General features: G+C 70.8%; 17 protein-coding genes and 2 pseudogenes. 9 read left to right on the top strand and 10 right to left on the bottom strand.

What is annotated here, in order from left to right:
• Both ACZ60B_RS24215 and ACZ60B_RS24210 read right to left on the bottom strand, forming a co-directional pair.
• Positions 1-206: pseudogene (locus ACZ60B_RS24215) on the bottom strand (transposase family protein); the annotation flags it as partial.
• 180 nt (positions 207-386) lie between these two features.
• Positions 387-955 (bottom strand): annotated as a pseudogene (locus ACZ60B_RS24210) (winged helix-turn-helix domain-containing protein); the annotation flags it as partial.
• A gap of 126 nt (positions 956-1,081) precedes the next feature.
• On the opposite strand from ACZ60B_RS24210, the gene ACZ60B_RS24205 reads away from it, so the two are divergent.
• Both ACZ60B_RS24205 and ACZ60B_RS24200 read left to right on the top strand, forming a co-directional pair.
• Complete coding sequence (locus ACZ60B_RS24205) at positions 1,082-1,765, top strand: hemerythrin domain-containing protein (RefSeq protein ID WP_469390197.1); 684 nt, start codon at positions 1,082-1,084, stop codon at positions 1,763-1,765.
• 90 nt (positions 1,766-1,855) lie between these two features.
• Positions 1,856-2,773, top strand: a complete 918-nt coding sequence (locus tag ACZ60B_RS24200; RefSeq protein WP_469390195.1) for a TIGR03619 family F420-dependent LLM class oxidoreductase — start codon at positions 1,856-1,858, stop codon at positions 2,771-2,773.
• Here ACZ60B_RS24200 and ACZ60B_RS24195 read toward each other — a convergent pair.
• The 4 genes from ACZ60B_RS24195 to ACZ60B_RS24180 form a co-directional block, all read right to left on the bottom strand.
• The gene (locus ACZ60B_RS24195) at positions 2,742-6,176 is read right to left on the bottom strand and encodes a BTAD domain-containing putative transcriptional regulator (RefSeq protein ID WP_469390193.1); all 3,435 of its coding nucleotides are present in this window, start codon (positions 6,174-6,176) and stop codon (positions 2,742-2,744) included. The two genes, ACZ60B_RS24200 and ACZ60B_RS24195, sit on opposite strands and share 32 nt — an antisense overlap.
• 108 nt (positions 6,177-6,284) lie before the next feature.
• Positions 6,285-7,235: a pyridoxamine 5'-phosphate oxidase family protein gene (locus tag ACZ60B_RS24190; RefSeq protein WP_469390191.1), complete on the bottom strand. Its 951-nt coding sequence runs from the start codon at positions 7,233-7,235 to the stop codon at positions 6,285-6,287.
• Between the two features lie 981 nt (positions 7,236-8,216).
• Complete coding sequence (locus ACZ60B_RS24185) at positions 8,217-8,411, bottom strand: hypothetical protein (protein WP_469390189.1); 195 nt, start codon at positions 8,409-8,411, stop codon at positions 8,217-8,219.
• Between the two features lie 82 nt (positions 8,412-8,493).
• Complete coding sequence (locus tag ACZ60B_RS24180) at positions 8,494-8,694, bottom strand: hypothetical protein (RefSeq protein ID WP_469390187.1); 201 nt, start codon at positions 8,692-8,694, stop codon at positions 8,494-8,496.
• 93 nt (positions 8,695-8,787) lie between these two features.
• Here ACZ60B_RS24180 and ACZ60B_RS24175 point away from each other — a divergent pair, with 93 nt between their 5' ends.
• Positions 8,788-9,384, top strand: a complete 597-nt coding sequence (locus ACZ60B_RS24175; protein ID WP_469390185.1) for a hypothetical protein — start codon at positions 8,788-8,790, stop codon at positions 9,382-9,384.
• A 323-nt stretch (positions 9,385-9,707) separates the two neighbouring features.
• Here the strand turns inward: ACZ60B_RS24175 and ACZ60B_RS24170 are convergent, their stop codons facing one another.
• A complete protein-coding gene (locus ACZ60B_RS24170; protein ID WP_469390183.1) occupies positions 9,708-10,556 on the bottom strand; it encodes a LysR family transcriptional regulator in 849 nt (282 codons plus the stop codon).
• A 103-nt stretch (positions 10,557-10,659) separates the two neighbouring features.
• On the opposite strand from ACZ60B_RS24170, the gene ACZ60B_RS24165 reads away from it, so the two are divergent.
• A complete protein-coding gene (locus tag ACZ60B_RS24165; RefSeq protein WP_469390181.1) occupies positions 10,660-11,403 on the top strand; it encodes an SDR family oxidoreductase in 744 nt (247 codons plus the stop codon).
• 284 nt (positions 11,404-11,687) lie between these two features.
• Complete coding sequence (locus ACZ60B_RS24160) at positions 11,688-12,314, top strand: XRE family transcriptional regulator (protein ID WP_469390179.1); 627 nt, start codon at positions 11,688-11,690, stop codon at positions 12,312-12,314.
• 375 nt (positions 12,315-12,689) lie between these two features.
• Here the strand turns inward: ACZ60B_RS24160 and nhaA are convergent, their stop codons facing one another.
• A complete protein-coding gene (nhaA, locus tag ACZ60B_RS24155; RefSeq protein ID WP_469390177.1) occupies positions 12,690-14,522 on the bottom strand; it encodes a Na+/H+ antiporter NhaA in 1,833 nt (610 codons plus the stop codon).
• Between the two features lie 408 nt (positions 14,523-14,930).
• Here nhaA and ACZ60B_RS24150 point away from each other — a divergent pair, with 408 nt between their 5' ends.
• The gene (locus ACZ60B_RS24150; RefSeq protein ID WP_469390175.1) at positions 14,931-15,527 is read left to right on the top strand and encodes a hypothetical protein; all 597 of its coding nucleotides are present in this window, start codon (positions 14,931-14,933) and stop codon (positions 15,525-15,527) included.
• A 176-nt stretch (positions 15,528-15,703) separates the two neighbouring features.
• Here ACZ60B_RS24150 and ACZ60B_RS24145 read toward each other — a convergent pair whose 3' ends face one another.
• Positions 15,704-16,375, bottom strand: a complete 672-nt coding sequence (locus ACZ60B_RS24145; RefSeq protein ID WP_469390173.1) for a hypothetical protein — start codon at positions 16,373-16,375, stop codon at positions 15,704-15,706.
• An 8-nt stretch (positions 16,376-16,383) separates the two neighbouring features.
• Positions 16,384-16,809: a nuclear transport factor 2 family protein gene (locus tag ACZ60B_RS24140; protein ID WP_469390171.1), complete on the bottom strand. Its 426-nt coding sequence runs from the start codon at positions 16,807-16,809 to the stop codon at positions 16,384-16,386.
• A gap of 394 nt (positions 16,810-17,203) precedes the next feature.
• Here ACZ60B_RS24140 and ACZ60B_RS24135 point away from each other — a divergent pair, with 394 nt between their 5' ends.
• The 3 genes from ACZ60B_RS24135 to ACZ60B_RS24125 are packed head-to-tail and all read left to right on the top strand — an operon-like array spanning position 17,204 to position 19,510.
• Positions 17,204-17,632 (top strand): hypothetical protein, encoded by a 429-nt coding sequence (locus tag ACZ60B_RS24135; protein ID WP_469390169.1) that lies wholly within the window; start codon positions 17,204-17,206, stop codon positions 17,630-17,632.
• Between the two features lie 5 nt (positions 17,633-17,637).
• Positions 17,638-18,855, top strand: coding sequence for a sensor histidine kinase (locus ACZ60B_RS24130; protein ID WP_469390167.1), 1,218 nt, complete (start codon positions 17,638-17,640; stop codon positions 18,853-18,855).
• 7 nt (positions 18,856-18,862) lie between these two features.
• Positions 18,863-19,510, top strand: a complete 648-nt coding sequence (locus tag ACZ60B_RS24125) for a response regulator (protein WP_469390165.1) — start codon at positions 18,863-18,865, stop codon at positions 19,508-19,510.
• Positions 19,511-19,569 lie beyond the last annotated feature (59 nt).

Genomic DNA, 19,569 nt, shown 5'->3' with positions numbered 1-19,569 from the left:
TCGATCTCGGCGAGGGCAGGTGTGCGGCGACCGTATCTCACGGTTGACCCTGCAACCTGCTCGGCGAAGGTCCGTCGGGCGCAGCGGGCTGTATCGCAGAACAAGCGTCGGACGCCCAGATCGATGACAACCGGGCGTCCGCCTGCAGCCGCATCGGCCAAGCGCCGCCGGTAGCGACCGTGCACCCGCCGAGTCGGCAAACCGCAGTCGTTCCTCCTCCACCCGCACCTGCTCCACCACCACCCTGGCCAGGCGCGGGAGGAGCTGCTGCAGCATCCCCCCGCACGATCGCAGCGTCCTGCTGCCCCGACCGGCGCGTCACCGGCGCAGCGCAGCACGGATGGTGCATCCACCTGACACGACGCTCTGTCATTGCTTCACGGAAATCTTGGCCGACCCATCGCGAACCCGGCTTCGTCCTCGAAGACGATCCAGGCCCCGAGCGCCGCCGCGGTGCTTCCACCTGTGGCCACACGTCCTTCTTCCACAGCTCGACGGCGTGGTCGTCGCGTTCCAGTGCGCGACGGGACGGGTTCTGCCAGGACCAGCCGTGACGGTGCAGCAGCCGCCAGACTCCCGCGATCGAGCAACTCACATGGAGCCGGCGGCCGATCAGGGTCCTGACGCGTTCCAGGGTCCACCGCTGGTCCTCCCAGCCGTGCGCCGCCGGTCCCTTCGCCAGCTCCTCCTCCAACTGAGCGAAGCGCTCGTCCGACAGCTACGGCAGCTTCGCGGGTCCCTTCGACTTCAGACCGTCCAGACCGCCCTCACGCCAGTTCCGGCGCCACTGCTCGACCGAACGCTCGCTCACCCGCAGGTCTTTGGCGATGTCCGACGTCCTGTCACCGCGCTCGAACTTCCGGCCGGCTTCCATCCGCGCCCGTTCCCGCGCAGCCCGCCGCTCGGCAGTCAGGCCCCCACCATCCGCGTACCGTGTGACACCGGCATACCGCAGGGATCACCCAACGTCACCACCCGAAGGCAACCCGAAAGACTCAGCACTGGTCCATTCGCTCGGGGCGGGGCGGGGACGGCAAGTGAGGTGCAAGTGGGTGACAACCGTCGTCAGCAGGCTGGGGGCATGACGACGAGCAACGCTTCACTCTCCACCGCCCACCCCTACACCCGCGAGATGGCGATGATCCACCAGGTGTTCCGCCGCGAGTCACGCTTGCTGGCCGAACTCGTGGAGGACGTTCCGGCGTCGGACACCGTGCGCGCGGGGGTCCTCGCCGAGCACTGGCGGGAGTACACCGTCGGGCTGCACGCCCATCACACCGGGGAGGACGAGTTGCTCTGGCCGGCGCTGCTCCCCCACCTCGATCTGGACGCCGAGCAGGTGCTGGCGATGGAGGCACAGCACCAGGAGCTCACCGGTGGGATGGACGAGGTGCAGATGCTCATGGACCGGTGGCGGGCACGGGCGCTGGCGGCCGACCGTGACGAGCTGTCCGAGGCCCTCCGCCGACACCACCGGCAGTTGTGCGCCCACCTCGACGAGGAGGAACGGGAGGTCATGCCGCTGGTCGCGCGTCACGTGAGCGAGAAGGACTGGCAGGCGGTCGGGGAGCGGGGTCTGGCCGAGACGCCCAGGAACCGGCTGATGATCGCGCTGGGCGCCATCCTGGAGGACTGCCCGCCCGACGAGCGCCGTGAGTTCCTCGCCCGCCTGCCCCTTGCCGCGCGGGCGATGTGGAAGGTGCTCGGGCAGCGGCAGTACCGGCGCGAGACGCGTCGGATCCGCGGCCGTCACACGTCCGCGTGAGCCGCGGTCCCGTCCGGCGCGGCCTGGACGCCCCGCGGTCCGAGCCGTACCGACCCGTACCGCCCCGTACCGATCGAGGAACTCGTACCGATGCGCATCGGATTCTCCGTCCCCCAGTTCGGCCCCTTCGCCGACCCCGGTCACACCGCCCGCATGTGCGCGGCCCTGGAGGCGCTGGGCTGTCACAGCCTCTGGGTGGCCGACCGGCTGCTGGCGCCGCTGACTCCGCCCGAGGGCTACATGGGTGGGACGATGCCGGCCCGGTACGGCACCCACCTCGATCCGCTGCTCGCGCTCGGCGTGGCGGCCTCGGTGACCGAGCGGGTGCGCCTGGGCAGCAGCACGCTCAACGCCCTGTGGCATCCGCCGCTCGTGCTGGCCCGGGCACTGACGACACTCGACCTGATCAGCGGCGGACGTCTGGACGTGGGTATCGGGCTGGGCTGGATGCGGGAGGAGTACGAGGCCGCCGGGGTGCCGTGGCAGAGGCGCGGTGCCCGGCTGGAGGAGACGCTGGACGTCCTCGAGGCCGTGTGGCGGTCCGGCACGGTCACGCACACGGGCCCGCTGTGGACGATCCCCCCGTCGACCGTACTGCCCCAACCCTTCCAGAGCCCACGACCGCCCCTCCTGCTGGGCGGTTTCACCCCGGTCGCCCTGGAGCGGGTCGGCAGGCGTGGGGACGGCTGGCTCGCCGCCTCGATGCCACTGCCGTACTTCGACGGCCTCTGGGCGGTGGCCCGCGAAGCGGCCGAGCGGGCGGGGCGCGACCCGAATGCGCTGCGCCGGGTGTTTCGCGTCAACGCCCACGTCACGCGGGGCGAGGCAGATACGGCGGAGGCCCACCACCGGGGAACCGTGCGTCAGCTCTGCGACCACCTGAGGACGATGTGCCGGGCGGACACCGACGAAGTGCTGGTGGACCTGCAGCTGACGACGGACTCGCCCGAGGAATACCTCGACCTGGCGGCGGAGTTCATGGCCGAGCTGGCGGGTGGTCGCCCGTAGCGTCGCTGTGCGGAGACGGGCACCGCGGCAGAGCGGCCAGGGCGTCTCGGGCCGCGGCCTCCCAATGGGGCGACTTCCAGGCGGCGGCCACCCGGAGGGCGTCGAGGTAGTGGCGCCGGGCCTGGGCCGGGCGGCCCAGGAAGCCGGCGAGGTCGCCCAGTGTCTGTGCGACGGGCCGGAAGACGATGCTGAGGCTGCTCGCGCCGCCTGCCAGCTCCTGGAGGGGCAGCAGGTCCGTGTAGACCTCGGCGGCGGCCTCCCGGTCGTCGAGGGCGATGGCCGCCGCTCCGCGCAGGCCGGCCAGGATCGGGTAGGCGAAGTCCCGTAGGAGCGGCGCGCGCCGGCCGAAGACCTCCCGGGCCTCTTCGGGACGGCCGGCGGCAAGCAGGGCTTGGGCCGTGAGGGCCTCGTTGTGCGGCTGGTACTGCTCCCACACCGCGAGGAGCACGGGGAGGACCTCGGCGAGGCGGCCCTGCTGGAGCCGGATGCACCCGACGGCCAGGCCCGCGAGCCCGCTGAGGTCCACCGCCCCGCGGGCCCGTAGTTCCGCCACCGCCGCGCCCAGTTCCTGCTCGGCCTCCTCGAAACGACCCTGTGCCATGGCGAGCATGGGGCGGCGCAGCCTGGCCACCGCGAAGGCGCCCTGGAGCTCGTAGGTATGGGCGATCTCGTCGGCCCGTACGAGGTACTGTTCCATGCGCGCCGGGTCGTTGTCCGCGGCTGCGAGGCGGGCGGCGGTGTAGGCGCTCATCCAGGAGTACTCGGGGCTGTCCTGGGAGTCGGCCACCTCGGTGAGTTCCTCGTGGAGCCGCAGGTAGGCCTCGGAGTCGAGTTCGCAGTCGATCCGGCGCAGCAGCGAGGTGAGGGTCAGACCCCGCAGCCGGGGCTCGCCCAGGGCACGGGCGAGTGCGACCGCCTGGTGTGCGACGGCCACAGCCCGCGGATCGCTGTCGTCGAGCGCGTCGGCGAGCTGGTCGAGGAGCAGGCACCGCTGTCGGTCGTCCGGGTCCGGGGTCGCCAGCAGCCTGCCGAGCTCCTCGACGGCTTCGGGGTCGGAAGCCGCGTACGCGCGGACGCGCCAGGGGGTCGGTTCGGTCCAGGTCGTGTAAGCCACGGTCAGTAGATCGTCCCGGCCCTCGGCGCGGGCGATCCGCACGGCTTGCTGCTGGGCTTCACGTGCGAGGACGACGGCGCCCATCCTGATCCGGCAGTCGACCAGCTGGCCGAGCAGCCGGACCCGCAGCAGCGCAGCGTCCTGTCCGGCGAACCCGGCCGGGTGCGCGGCCAGCAGGCCGAGGGCCGCGTCGAGGAGGGGCGCGGCGTTCTGCGGGGCGTAACGGCGTATGGCCTGCTCGCCCGCGAGCCGGGCGTGGTGGACCGCGGGCCCGGCGTCGTCGGTCAGCACCGTGGCCGCCTGGAGGAGGTGGTGAGCGGTGGCGGCGACGTCGTCGGAGCCCAGGGCGATCAGGCTCCGGCCCAGCCGGGAGTGCATGCGGGCCAGCCGCAGGCGGGTGAGGTCGGCTTCCAGCGCGTCCCGTACGAGGGCGTGAGTGAAACGGACCGTGCCGGGCCTCGGTTCGGTGAGCAGTCCCGCGGTGACACCGGCGTCCAGTGCGTCGAGGAGCTGGTCGGCATCTTGGTCGGCGGCGTGGAGCAGGAGGGAGACAGGTGCCTCGCGTCCGGCGACGGCCGCCAGGCGCAGTCCGGCCGTGGCGGTCGGCGCGAGCAGGGCCAGCCGGCGCCGCAGCACGTCCTGGACCCCCTGCGGAATGCTGGCCAGCGCCCGCTCCTCGCCCTCGCCGGCCAGAAGGAGGGAACTCTCGCGCAGGTAGAAGGGGTTTCCGCCGGCCCGTTCGGCCAGGGCCGCAGCGGCTCGGTCGCTCATGTCGGCCGCTGCGCGCCTCAGGAGGGCCTTGGCCTCGGTGTCCGGCAGTCCGCCGAGTGCCAGCCGTACGGGCGCGCAGACGGCCAGTCGGGCCAGGGCCGCGGTCAGATCGCCCTCGCCGGTGCGGAACGACCCGACCAGGAGCAGGGGGACGTCCCGCAGCTGTTCGGCGCAGAGCAGGAACAGCTCCACGCTCTCCTGGTCGCCCCGGTGCAGGTCGTCCATGAAGACGGCCAGGGGCCGCCGCCGAGCGGTGTCCCGGAGCCAGCCGAGCAGCGCCTTGTGCAGACGGAAGCGTCGCGCCGGGCTGCCGTCCGACTGCCCGAGGTCGCTCCCACTGCCCGGGGCCAGCAGCGCGGCAAGTTCGTCGGCGTACGAGCCGGGCGGAGCCGCTTGCGTGAGGCGCGGCAGCATGTCGAACCAGGCACGGCCGGGCGGGGCGCCCTCACTCTCCGGGCACTGCCCGAAGGCGGACAGCCAGCCCTGGGCGGGCAGTTGCCCGAGAGCGGCTTCCAGGAGGCTCGACTTGCCGATGCCCGCTTCGCCGGAGACGAGGACCACCTGGGACCGGCCAGTTCGGGCCCGGTCGGCCGCGGAGGCGAGTCGGGCCAGCTCCTCGTCCCGGCCCAGGAGGCGGTCCGTCGTCAGCACGGTGGGGCCGGCCGCCGGTCCGTGGTCCTCGGCCGCGACCGGCTCCCCCGCGGCATGAGCAGCACCGGGGTGGGCGGGGGCCGCGGTGGTTACGCCGGTTTCCCGGTACAGGAGGTCGAGCCGCTGGTGCAGCAGGGCCTGTTCCAGCTCCAGCAGGGCGGGACCGGGGACGACGCCGAGTTCCTCGCCGAGGACGCGCCGGGCCTGCCGTAGCACGGTCAGCGCGTCCCCCTGGCGGTCGCGGGCCCACAGCGCCAGGGCCAGCAGCCGCCACCCCTCCTCGTGCAGTGGCTGCTCCCTGGTCAGCGCCCGTGCCTCGGTGAGTGCCTGTGCGGCCTGACCGCAGCGCAGCTGTGCTGCGGAGAGCCGCTCGCGCGCGGTGCGGTGTATCTCCTCCAGGCGGGTGCGCTCACCCGCTGTCCACGGCTCGTCCGCGAACTCGGCGTACGGCTGCCCGCCCCAGTCGGCCAGTGCCCGGGAGAGGTGATCGGCAGTCAGGTGGGCGGGCAGTCCCGTCGTCCGACCGGCCGCCACCCGGTCCTCGAACACCCACGCGTCCACCGCGTCCCGCTCCACGGCGAGGGCGTAGCCGTAGGGTGCGCTGACCAGTAACCGGGCGGGAGTTCGCGGCGCACGTTCCGGTTCCAGAATCCGCCGCAGACGCGCGATGTAGGCATGGAGCGATGCCTGTGCGCTCGGCGGGACGCGGCTCGGCCACAGCCTCTCGACGATGCGTTCCGTGGGGACGACCGCGCCCCGGGCCAGCAGCAGTTGGACCAGGACCATGCGTGCGAGCCGGCCCCGCGTGTCCGACGGCTGCCCGTCGACCTCCACCCGGAACGAACCGAGCACCTTAAATGTGACCATGGCAAGAACATCGTAAGTGGTGCGCGGGCGACGAATGGTCTTCGGGACCGCGCCCGGAAGGGACGAGCAACCTCGCGGACCCGGCGCGCCGATGTCCGTTGTCCGCCGTCAGTGGTGGGGGGAACCCTTCACTCGCAACGGCGTGCTCGGCACGACAGGCGCCGGCCGCGCCAGGGCGCGGAACCGGTCCCATTCCACCTTCGGGTGGCTCAGCCCGCGGCGTGCGAGGTAGCGGTCAGTGGACCGCCTCGTCCGGCGCAGGACCCGCAGGGCGTCCCTCGCGCGGCCCGAGCCCATGGGTTCGATCACACTGGAAGGCGCCAGGATCCAGCCCGCCCCGGTCCGCCGCAGGGTGCCGCGCACGAAGGCGTTGTACAGGTGGTTGAGTCGCTCGTCGTGCCGGTGGACAAGCAGGCCGGCGGGTCCGTCCTCGACGGGGCAGTCCGCCGGCACCTCGACCAGGTAGCCCCCCGGAGTCGGCTGTGGCAGGGTGCGGGCCAGGACCGGCGCCCCCGAGGCGTCCCGTGCGGCCAGCACGGCCGAGGGCGCGCGCCCCAGCTGCGCCGCTCCGGGCAGTGGCGGCGTACCCGTCGCGGACACCGGCGCTCCGCGGTGCACCAGGTCTTCCAACGGCGGTCGCACGACGACGTTTTCCGGTTCGACGGTGATGAGCAGGCGCAGGTAGTACCACGACATGAGCGGCCTCATGGGGCGTGTCAGGTACGAGCGGCTGTGCGGCTGCCGCTCGAAGAGCCTGCGCCAGTAGTCCTCGGCCCCCTGCGGTCCCGTCATGATCGTGTCGGGACACTCGGCGCGGCCGCTGACGAACACCTGCGGGGCGTGGCCGAGGCCGCTGCCCGTCGGATCGGAAAAGAGCAGGGCGACCCGGCCGTCGCGCCGTACGTTCAACGCCTTCTGCGCGAACGCGAGGCAGGTGGTCATCAGCAGAGTACCGTCCTCGCGACGGGCGACCGCCGTGGGCCAGGCGAGCGGGATTCCGTCCCGCCCCAGGGTGACGAACTCGCAGGTGCGGTAGGCGTCCAGGACGTCATGGGACACGAATGCCTGATCCGAACGCGGGACGCGGTGGGCCGCGACCGTGTCGTGGTCGGGAAGGTCTCGGGAGGTACTGCTGGGGGACACGCTCGGTTGCTCCAGTTTCGATGCCGACAGCGGATGCGACACCTTGACCGCTTCCTCTTGGCAGGCGCTTGCCGCTGACTTGCCACCCGGACGATGCGCGGACCAGCCCCTCGCCAGGGAGCTCCGGGGACGGGCTGCGGCACCGGGACCGGCACGCGGCGGACCGCTGTCGTGCACGCCGTACGACCGGCGAGGTGCCTCACGGCCGTCGCTGAGCCGGTCCCCGCCCTTGCCGGCGGCTCCGCCGGGCCCGCCCAGGTCTCGCCCGTCACCAGGTCCTTTGCCGGAGCGGCCCTTCCCTTGCCTGGCAGGGGGACGTCGAGGGGACGGCTTCCACCACCTGAGGTGCGTAGAGGCCCCTGCCGGAGCAGGGGCCTTCGGAAACTTGCCCAGGAGCCGTCGGCGCGCTCACTGTCAGAGGCCGGAACCCAAAGTAGGCGCTGTTCTGCTCCGGGGGCCGGCCAGCGGCTGGAATCGGTTGTGACGAGGGGTTGGCCGGCGCTGGAATCCCGGCATGAGCAGAATCGCTGAAGTCATCGTGCTGGCGCAGGACGCGGACGAAGTCATGGAGCCGCTGACGCGCCCGGACGACACACACCTGGCGGGGCACCTTCTACGAGATGGGACCTGGTGGGAACTGGGGGTTCGGTCAGAGACGGTGCAGGTGCTGATCCACGACGAGGAGGACAACTGCTTCGGTCTGTGGATGATCCACGAGACGGCAGGCTGGTGGAAATCCCGCTTCCGCGAACCCGGCGGGCCTACTGGAACGGACCGCACAACGAGGAATACCCTCCCGATCCCGGGATCCTCAGCCGGACGGACCGCGGTCCCGTCGACTGGCCGGAGGAGATCGAGGGCGGCGACCAGTTCCGGCCCCCTGCCTGGTGAACACCATCAGATGCGGAGCCAGATGACGCCGGCTGCGGCCGCAGCAGTGCCCAGGCAGACGCAGGCCCGCACGTCGTACCGGGACGCCACGGCACCAACTGTTCGCTGCCCGAAGACGTCGTCGAAGGCCTGGGGGTCACGGCTGCTGACGAGGTGGTAGGCGCCGTCTCGTTGACGCAGGACGTGGGCCGGGTAGTCCACGCCTTCCGCTGGAGTGAGGACGTTGAGGTCGCCCAGGACGTAATAGAGCGCAGTGGGCGGTGCACCGGATCCGCTGGTCTGCTCACGCCCGGCGCAGGCACCCGGACGGCACCTGGCCTCCGCGCACGACCTGCCACAGGCTTTCGCCGCCGCGCTCGCTGTACTGCGAGCAGGAGTTCCGGCCGACGGCGACGATGCACGACCTCACCCGCTCGCCCCGGTGCAGGTACCGCACGCCCGGCGAACGCGTCGTCGCGGCCGGTCCCTCGTTCCACGCCGGCATGTGCACCGCCACCTTCTGGACGGCCCGCCATGCCGACATGCACGGTTACCGGTGAGCGGGCACGCCGCCGGACAGGTGGGGGATGATGCGGGCATGCCAGATCGCCGATCATTCTCGCTCTTCGTGCTCGCGCCGGCCGTGCTCGTGGCGGCCTGGGCCCTGACGGCCTGCGGAGCACGGGCCCAACCTGTGGCGTCGGCCGACACCACGCCCCCGCGGTCGTTCACGCCCTGGCCCGAATGCGCCGAAGGGGCGGTCGACAGCGCCTCCCCGTCGTCGACACCGAAAGCAACGGCACCGGCCCCAGACGACGGCACGGCCGCGGAGAACCCGCACTTCGACGAGAACCACGCGTACCGCATGTCCGCGGAACTCGCCCCCGAGGACCGGGCGGCCGGGGAGGCCAGCGTGCGCCTGATACGCCCGGCCCTGGAGGCGATGCGCAAGGACGGGCGGTTCGCCGAGAAGGACGTGCGGGCCGTCCTGGCCAGGTGGGACTGCGGCGAAGACAACGGGCTCGCGGTCTTCTCCGAGGCTCCCCCGTACAAGCGGGTGTCGCTCTCCTTCTACAACGGTCACGCCTGCGTCTCCGCCGTGATCACCCCGCAGGACGTGGTGAGCGAGGTGTACGGCATCTATGCCGAACCAGCCCCGGCCGGTCCGTGCGTGGAGAACCCGGGCGGCCACTGAACCAGAACCTCGGGCACACACGGCCAGCAGCCCAGGCAACGGATGGACCACTTTGCTGCGCCGGACTCGAACAGTTCGGCATGCGCTGGTGGCCGCGTGAACGCATGCCATGGCCGCCCCGGATACCGGGCCGAGGCGCGACAGGTGTCACCAAGGCAGGCTTGTTGTCACTTCGCGTCGGAGCCTGGCTGTGCCAGGGGCGCGGTTCCGGCAACGCCGGTGCAGGCCGGTCACCTCGTACCGCACGATGTGTCGGGAGCTGATGGCAGACCGGACGCCGTCCCCGAAATCCAGCACGGTGTCCCGGCGTTCACCGTCGTCGGTCACAGGGAAGTGGCGGCGCGGACCAGCCCGGCGACCGCCGTTGAGCGGCTGTGCGGGGGCCAGGCGATGACCGTGGTGACGTGGGGGGCGTCGGGGACCGGTACGGCGGTGAGGTCCTCGCGCAGGCCGGTGCGGCCCGACTCCGGCACGACCGCGCAGGCGCGGCCGAGGGCGATGAGCTGGGTGAGTTGCGTGTGGTCGCGCACCTGCGGTCCGGGACCGTCCGGGAAGGTGCCGTCAGGGCGAGGCCAGCGGGGCAGGGGCAGGTCGGGAAGGCCGGTGACCTCGGCGAGCCGCACGTGGGGGCGGGCGCCGAGAGGGTGGCCCGCCGGGAGGATCGCGACCTGCCCCTCGCGGTGCAGGTCCTCGGTGTCGAAGCCGGCCGTGTCGTCGAACGGCCGGTGCAGCAGGGCTACGTCGGCCCGGCCGTCGTGCAGCAACCGGGCCTGCTCGCCCGGCCCGCACAGCACGACGTCCACGGCGACGGCGCCGGGCTCGGCGGCGTAGGCGTCGAGGAGTTTCGCCAGCAGTTCACCCGAGGCGCCCGCCTTCGCGGCCAGGACCACGGCGGGGCGGCCGGTCGCCGCGAGGGCGGCCCGGCGGGTGCGCCGTTCGGCGGCCTCGACGGCGTCCAGCGCCGCCCGCGCCTCCCGCAGCAGCACCGCCCCTGCCCCGGTCAGGGCGACACCCCGGCTGCCGCGCTCCAGCAGGAGGATGCCCAGGCGCCGTTCGAGCCCGCCGATCGCCCGCGACAGCGGGGGTTGGGCGATCCCGAGCCGCTGCGCGGCCCGGCCGAAGTGCAGCTCCTCGGCGACCGCGACGAAGTACCGCAGCTCACGTGTCTCCACCCCACCAGCCTAACCGGGACGACCAGGAGCGATACCCGGGCGGTATCGCCGTCCACCCAGTCGGTCTTGGACGCCCTGCTCGACGGGGAGAAGTATCGATGTCATGAGTGAGACGAACACCGTGAACCACCACAAGGTCGCGCTGGTGACCGGGGCCAACAAGGGCATCGGGTACGAGATCGCCGCCGGGCTCGGCGCCCTCGGCTGGTCCGTCGGAATCGGCGCGCGCAACGAGGAGCGGCGCGAGGCCGCTGTGGAGAAGCTGCGCGCGGCCGGAGCCGACGCGTTCGGCGTGCCGCTGGATGTGACCGACGACGCCAGCGTGACAGCGGCGGCCCGGCTGATGGAGGAGCGGGCCGGACGGCTCGACGCGCTCGTCAACAATGCGGGGATCACCGGCGGCGGACCGCAGGAGCCCACCACGGTCGACGTGAGCCGGGTACGGGCGGCCGTGGAGACCAACGTGATCGGCGTCATCCGCGTCACCAACGCCCTGCTCCCTCTGCTGCGCCGCTCGCCGTCGCCGCGGATCGTGAACGTCTCCAGCAGCGTCGGCTCCCTCACGCTCCAGACCACGCCTGGCGCCGAGACGGGCCCCATCGCCATCGCCTACGCTCCCTCGAAGACGTTCCTCAACGCCGTCACCGTGCAGTACGCCAAGGAACTGGCCGACACCCACATCCTGATCAACGCCGTCTGCCCCGGCTACACGGCGACCGACCTCAACGGCTTCCGGGGAGTGCGCACCCCCCAGCAGGGCGCAGCCGCCGCGATCCGGCTGGCCACCGTATCGGCCGACGGGCCGACGGGCCGCTTCTTCGACGACGAGGGAGAGGTGCCCTGGTGACGCGCTTGCGGTTCGCGCCACCCCGGGGGGATGGCGCATGCGCGTCCTCGTGACCGGCACCGTCACGCTGTGCCGGTAGACCATCGGGCCCGAGCCGCCGGCGGACCACGACGTGAGGGGTCCAAAGGCACCGAGTATCTGTGACCAGCGGCCCGCCCTCCAGATGACGATCAGGCTGCTCCGGCCCGGCTCTCCTGCCAGCTTCTACGGCTCCGCCGGTGACAGCTACCGAGCCTCGGCACATCTCGGCAGATCGTTCTGTCGACTGGTGGGAGAGTGTGGACATGAAGATTGCCGACCGCACGCTGCCGGTGGACGTGATCGCGGCATTGACGTATTGGCCTGGCATCCTCTGGAAGGGTCAGAAGAATCCTCCGGACCCGGTGGATCTCACTGTGCTGCCCCCTTTCTTCAACGAGGTGCTGCATGATCTTCCCTGGTGGAACCGCGACTGGAAGGTCAGCCACGTCGAACCGGGTCGGCCCTTGGAGATCGGGAGTGATCACCATGGTCACCCTTCACGGTTCACCGAGGTGTCAGTGCCGGGCACGGTCGGTTCCGGCGGTGATGAGAGCCTGCCCTTCGTCGCGAAGGTCGGGTTCGCGGGCGACCGGCTGATCCGATTTCAAGCCAAGATCGACGACGTGGTCCTCGGTCCTGCCGCGTCTCCTGCTGGGCGGTTGGAGCCACATCCGTTCGCAAGAGTGCTCACCGGGTTGATGAGCCTGCGCGGGATTCCGGACAAGGCGATGGCATGGAGAACCGTACGATCGATCTCCACCATCAACATGCTTCGCGACGGAGCACTCAACCCGGAGCCGCTTCTTACCCAGGAGGTCGCCAAGGTTCTGGGCCTGTCCGAAGCAGACGTCAGAGTCATCGCCGGACTCGACGACGGCAGTACGCAGTAGCTGAAAGGCGGCGGCGTCACGATGCGGCGTGGGCGCTGGGTCGAGCGACGAAACGGGTCTGGTCCCCTGCCGACACTCCGCAATCCCACAACCGGACACCCCCACCTCGGCACCCGCCCTGTTCAAGTCGGCGACCGCCAGGGCCGGCTGCCGTCCAAGCCCCGCTGGAGGAACCGGTGCCGGTAGAGGACCACTCGAAGAAAACCCGCATGGCGGCCGCGGTAACGGGCAGCCGCCACCGGGTCGCTCAGCCACACCCTCCGCCCGCCGGTCCTCGGCACGGCAGCAGCCAGGCCAATGATCGAGCTGAGTCCCAGGTCCGTTTGTCGGCTCTGTCCGTCACGATGCCTCGGCAGGCTCCATGACGGGCTCAGGTCAAGGAGCTGACAGGCTGGCGCGGTCTCGGGCTCTGCAGACCGCGTCGGTCAGACTGGCGAGATCGTACGGCCCGCGGTGCACGCGGCCGTTGACGAAGAACGTCGGAGTGCCCGCGACCCCGCTGAGGTCGGCGGACTCGATGTCCTCAGCCACCTGCGCGGCACCCAGGTGGGCACGCAGGTCGTCTTCGAAGCGGTGCACGTCCAGTGCCAGCTGACCGGCGTAGCGCAGGAGATCCTCCACCCGCAGATCTCCCTGGTGGGCCAGGAGGACGTCGTGCATTTCCCAGAAGGCGTCCTGGCGAGCGGCCGCTTCGGTGGCCTCGGCCGCGAGTTGTGCGTGGGGGTGTACGTCGTTGAGCGGGAGGTGGCGCCAGACGTAGCTGACGTCTCCGACGCCGGCGAGAAGCTGGCGCAGTACCGGCTCGGTCTGGCCGCAGTAGGGGCATTCGAAATCGCCGTATTCGACTACGGAGACCGAGGCATTGCGGGGGCCCCGCACGTGGTCACGTTCCCAGTCCACGGGTACGGCGAGGTCGGTGACGCCTTGGCCCGTGCCCAGCAGGGCACGGGTCCGTGTGCCCTGGGGCAGGGCGTGGACCAGGGTGGTGATCATCCAGGTGAGCGCCAGGGAGAGGGGCACTGTCGCGAGAATACCGATCTTGGCCTGGGTGAGCTGTTCGCCGCTGAAGGCGAGGGCGGCGATCAGGAGTGAAACCGTGAACCCGACACCGGCCGCGCTTCCGCCTGCGAGGACGGCGCCCCAGCCCACCTGGGGACGCAGGTGCCCCCGGCTCAGCCGGGTGGTCAGCAGCTCGGCGACGGTGATGCCCAGCGGTTTGCCGACGACATAGGCGACGACGATGCCCAGCGCGATCGGAGAGGCAAGGCTGTCGACGAGACCGCTCAAGGGCACGTGGATACCGGCGTTGGCAAGGGCGAACAGGGGGACAATGACGTAGCTCGACCAGGGGTGGTAGAGCTGCTGGAGACGCTCGTTGGGAGATATCGCCGTCGCCAGCCCCTGGCGCAGGGAACGCTCCAGTTCGGGGGTGGGTTGCTCCCGGAAGAGCCGAAACAGCCCGGAGGTGCGTTCCAGATCGCTGCGTGACGCCGGATACGCGTAGGTGATCAGGCCGAACATAAGCCCCGTGACGACCGGGTCGATGCCGGATTCGAGCAGGGCCACCCATACGACGGCGGCAAGGACGGCGTAGGGCGCGCCGTGACGAACCCCGGCCCTGCGCAGGAGCAGCACCACCGCGAACGTGCCTGTGGCGACCAGCAGCGCCGGCCAGGAGAGGTGGCCGCTGTAGACGAAGGCGATGACACCGAGAGCGACGAAGTCGTCGACGACCGACACCGTCAGCAGGAAGGCACGCAGAGTGCCCGGGAGCCGGTCACCCAGGAGCGCCAGGGTCCCCAGCACGAAGGCGGTGTCGGTGGACATGGCCGTCCCCCACCCGTGTCCGGCACCGTGCCCGGCGGCGAAGGCCACGAAGATCGCCACGGGAATGAACATGCCCATGATGCCCGCGACGAGGGGCAGCGCCAGGCGGTGGCGCTGGCGCAGTTCACCCATGTCGAACTCCCGGCGCGCCTCCAGACCGACGACGAAGAAGAACAGCGCCATCAGGCCGCTGTTGACCCACTCGCGCAGTTCCAGCTCGACACCGGCAGAACCGGCACGGACGGACAGCACCGTGGCCCAGGTGTGTTCGTACGCCTCCGGGGCCGCGCCGGCCCACACCAATGCGGCAAGTGCTGCAGCCACCAGGACGACAGCACTGCCCGTCTCGGTGCGCAGGAAGTCCCGCAGAGGAGTCCGCATGGCAGCCGAGCAGACAGTCTGTCCGGCTCGCCGCGAACGTGTGCCAGGGATCTTGGAAGTCATGTCTAGTGCTCACCCATGTCAGACGCGTGGTGCGCGGGTCCTTCCAGAATCTGTCAGCCGACAGCATCGTGCCTGCTGAGCAAACCACCGGACGGCGAGCCATGGGCGCGGCGGACCCGTCGTCTGCCCTCCGCCTCACCCCGTAGCTCCACGCAACCACGTGCTCGCGCAGCGCCCACCAGCGCAGGCCAAGGGCCCATCGTGCGGCCATGGAGTTGACCACCCACAGGCCGCGGCCGCCCTCGTCCGCGGAGGTGGCCGGCAGTCGCCGGCATACCCGAGCTCTTGTCGGACCCTGCTGTTACGTTGACGCGAGGATCTTGCTTCAGCCTCTGGAGAGGGCGTATGTACGACGAACGGCTCGCCGAGTTCTCCCGCGAGCGGCTGGACGGCCGACCGGTACCCGACGATCTGCGCGTGCTGCTGGTGGCGCAGTGGACCGGTCGCACCGACTTCACCCGCCTTCTCGACCTCGAATTCTTCGAGGCGGGAGAGGTCCACCCGCTCCTGGACACCAGCTATCTGAGCGAGAAGGAACTCGCGGACCCGGAGATGCAGGCCGTCAACGCCGGAGCCGCCCAGATGGCCACGTACGTCAAGCTCGTGGCGAAGAGCGGAAACGGGTGGATCGGCTACTGGCTGCACCCCGACGAACCCGCGGACCGTGCCTGGCACCTCGTAGAGCTGGATACCGAGTTCACCTTCCGGGGCCTGGCCGGCCTCACCCTGACCGAGGGCTCCGCCGCCGAGCGGGCAAGCTACCAGGACGAGCCCGACGAGCGAATCGCGTTCACACAACTGGCCGCCGAACTCGCCGAGCTTGGCCTGCCGCTCAGCACCCAGGAATACGACGACCTCGATGATGCCGAGTGCACGGTGGACCCGGAGAAACTCATGGAGGAGTTGATCGAAGCCGAACGAGAGAAGCGCGGTCTTCGCTGAACGGGGAGACGCCAGCGCCCCGGGTGTCGCAACGGGAGGTGGTTGCCACATGGGCCGCCGCGGGTCATGAGATATCCCGTTCGTCGATCGAGAAGGTGACGCGAAGACGTGGCCTGCCACAGCCCGTCGCAGCCGAGCCGACAGGCATGCCTGATGCTGTTCGTGCCGCAACTGCCCTACCTCAGCAACGAGTTCAGCGATAACTCTCGACGACAGTGCCGGCGCCCCCGGCACTCGGCCACGATCAACGCACGCACCCCAGCTCCCACCGCGCCCAGTTCACCGAGCCACCCGGTCGCCAAGCCACGGCCAACGTGCACGAACTCGCAAGAATTGTCGAGCGCGGCCGTCAGCGTCGGTTCACCCTCGCGTCCCAGCCGCCTCCGCACTGCCGCGTCCGCGCCGTGCTCCTGGAACTGCTCCAAGGTGGTGACGGGAACGGGGACGGCCTGGCCGTGGTCGAGGACGGTGATGCTCCGGTGGTAGGTGTCGTACCGGCGCGGTGCCCAGTAGCGGCGGCCGGCCTCCCCCGGCACGTCGACCGTCTGGGAGACCTTCGTGTCCGTGGTGTGCGCGAAGATGAACGCCACCGGGCCAGGCCCCTTGCGGTCGGTCGGTGGGTAGACCCGGCGCCACAGCCGCTTCTCGTGGTCGATGTGCTCGATCGCGTCCGGCCGGGAGCGTGCCAGGTTCGCGGTGTACTTGTCCGCGTCCGGCGCCAGCAGTCGGCCCCACTCCCCGTACCGGCGCAGCTGGTGCACCAGCTCGTGGGCGTCCTCGGTGCAGCGGTCGGTCTCCAGGCCGCCCGGCCACAGCACGCAGGAACTGGCGAGCCGACCGCCCACCACGGCGCGAGTTACAGGCTCCCTCCCATCGCGGCTGCGGCAGCCACGAGATTGACGTAATCGCGCAGATGGACGATCTGTCCGTTACGGACGGTCAGCACCACGATGTTCGGAAGGGCGAATTCGCCGGTGGTCGCGCTGGTCCCGAGGGCTTCCTGCTCGACAATGATCGTGTCCGGATCGCTCGTGTCGTGAATGGCAAGAGTGCCGTATCGCTCATACTTCAGCGGGCCGGCGCTCCAGCCCGCTGCTATCCAGCCCACGATCTCCTCTCGGCCCTCAAGCCGGGACGGCACGCCGGGCTGATTGAACGGGAACTCATGGACCGCGTCGGCCGCGTAAAGGCGGCTCATCTCGTCGGCGGACTGGTTGATCGACGCCTGGCGGAAACGCTCCAGAACCTCGCGCGCACCGCCTGTGGACTCAAGTTGATTCATACCGCGAACGTATAACGGACCGACAGGTGACACTGTCGGCGTGGAACCTCGCGCCGTCGAAATCGACGGTGCCAGCAAACCCACAACTCCCGCTGGGCAGCGGCCGCCGACGACCAGCGGGCCACGCGCCGCGGGGCGCCCGTGCTCGCGCGATGTCCGCCGCCCGAGGCCGGAGCGGTACCCCATTGTGCTGCTCGCTGCCGTCGCGGCACCGGATCTGCGCCCGGCCACCGTGGTACGGCCTGCTCCTGGGGCCGGCCTCCGGCGTCCCGGGAGCCTGGGCCCGCCGTGGCTGCCCCGCACCGAAGGCCGGGGGCCGGCCGGGTGGGTGGGGTCAACCGAACCCCGAAGTTCCGTACCTGCACGATCGTGGGGCGGGGGCGGTGTGCGGAGGATGAAGGGCATGACTTTTCTACGGTTGCCCTTCACATCCGAGCCATTCCGGTGTTTCGCCTATCTGCTGCTGGCAGGACCTGCGGCGATCGTGGCGCTGGTCGACGGCGGACGGTTCCAGCGGCGCATCGCCATGCACCTGCTGCGGCGTGAGGTGCCCGCCGGGCGGTTGCGTGGTTTGCTGGTGCTGCCGCTGGTACCGCCGCTGCTGGGGCTCGCCGTGTACGGGTGGCTGATCGTGGTGTTGAACATCGGGTACCCGATCCGGCTGTTGCTGGGCGACCGGGATTACCACGACGCGTGGGGCGGCCCGACCTATGGCGGTGTGTGGGCGCTGCATGCGCTGGCCGGGGGGATGCCGATGCTGTTGGTCATGCCGTGGATGCTGCGTGGGTTCACTGCGCTGCTCACCCGGGTCCTGGGACGATAGACGTCATGCATGTCCTGTTGAGGGCGCCGTTTGAGCGAAGAGCCCGCAATGAACTGCTGTATGTGGTCTCGGGGTTCGTGCTGGCGATGGCAGGGCTCGCCTATGCGGGCGTCGTGTTGTTCGTTGCGGTGTCGATGGCCGTGACGGCGATCGGGGTCCCGCTGCTGGCGTTCGGTGTGCTCGGGGCACGTCGGTTCGGCGCCGCGCACCGTGCGCTGGCAGCGCGGCTGCTGGACTTGCGGGTCCCCGAGCCGGCCCCGCCCCGCGCCGCACCGGGCTTCTACGGGCGGGTGCAGGCGGGCCTGTCCGATGCGGTGGGCTGGCGCGTCTTCGTCTACCTGGTACTGCTGGTCCCCCTGGCATTGCTCCAGGCGTATGTCGTGCTGTTCACCTGGGCCTGTGCGGTGGTCGCGATCACCTACCCGCTGCAGCACGCGTTCGGCCTCAACCATTCCGATCTGCTCGAGCCGCTGAGGTGGCGGCTCCTGGCCGTCCTGCTCGGGCTGGTGGTGCTGCTGCTCGCCCCATGGGCGGTGCGCGCGGCTGTCCTGCCGCAACGACTGCTGCTGCGTTGGCTGCTCGCCCCTGACCGCCCCGACGACCGCATCCGTGAGCTGGAAAGCCGCCGCGCCCGCGTCGTCGACGACGCGGCCGCCACCCTGCGCCGGATCGAACGCGACCTGCACGACGGCGCCCAGGTGCGGCTTGTCGGGATGATGATGCAGCTCACGATTCTCAAGGAGACCGTCCTGGAGCCACACGCACGGGAGTTGGCCACCGCCGCGCACATCGCGGCGCGTGACGCTCTGGCCGAGCTGCGCGAGCTCGTACACGGTTTTCACCCGCCGGTCCTGGACCAGGGCCTCGGCCCGGCACTGGCGTCGCTGGCCGAGTGCGCGGGGCTGCCGGTGGAACTGCACGCCGACCTGCCCGAAGGTCCCGCCGAGGCGGTGGAGACCATCGCCTATTTCTGCACCGCCGAACTGCTGGCCAACGCCGCCAGGCACAGCGGCGCACAGCAGGTCCGGATCGAGGTGGCCGAGCGCGACGGCATGCTGCGCATCGCTGTCGCCGATGACGGGACCGGCGGCGCCCGGACCATCCCGGGTGGCGGCCTCGCCGGCCTGCTGGAACGTGTCCACGCGGTAGACGGTGACCTGGACCTCCACAGCCCGCCCGGTGGCCCTACCGTGGTGACGGTCAGTCTCCCCCGCCGTCTGTGAGCCGCCCATGCGCATCGTGATCGCCGATGACGCCGTGATCATCCGCGAGGGACTCGTCCAACTGCTCGCCTTGCGGCAGATCGAGGTCGCCGCCGCGGTGGGTGACGCCGACGCGCTGCGCGCGGCCGTCGACGAGCACCACCCCGACGCCGCCGTCGTCGACATCCGGATGCCGCCCACCCACACCGACGAGGGCCTACGTGCCGCGCTCGACCTGCGACGCGACCATCCCGGGCTGGGAATCCTGCTGTTTTCCCAGTACATCGAGACCCGGCATGCCGCCCGGCTGCTCGGCTCCTCGGCCCAGGGGGTCGGCTACCTCCTCAAGGAGCGCGTCGGAGATCTCGACGAATTCGTGGACGCGCTACGCCGGGTCGCCGCGGGCGGCACCGCGCTGGACCCCCTCGTCGTGTCCCGCCTGCTCGGCGGCAGCCACCCCGGGCTGGACGCCCTCACCCCCCGCGAGACCGAGGTACTGGCCCTGATGTCCGAAGGCCGCACGAACGCAGCGATCGCCCACCGCCTCACCGTCTCCGACCGCGCCGTCGAGAAGCACGTCGCGAACATCTTCACCAAACTCGCCCTGGCCCCATCCAGCACCGACCACCGCCGCGTCCTGGCCGTCCTGCGCTACCTCGCCCCGGAACGAACGTGACTCAGCCTGCCCATCAGGCACGTCCCCTTTCCGGGTGAGTGATCGTCCTGAGACACCCG

It is taken from the genome of Streptomyces sp. NPDC104096 (assembly GCF_055584385.1).
The sequence above is the reverse complement of the archived record's forward strand: the minus strand, read 5'-3'. Positions and strand labels throughout refer to the sequence as shown.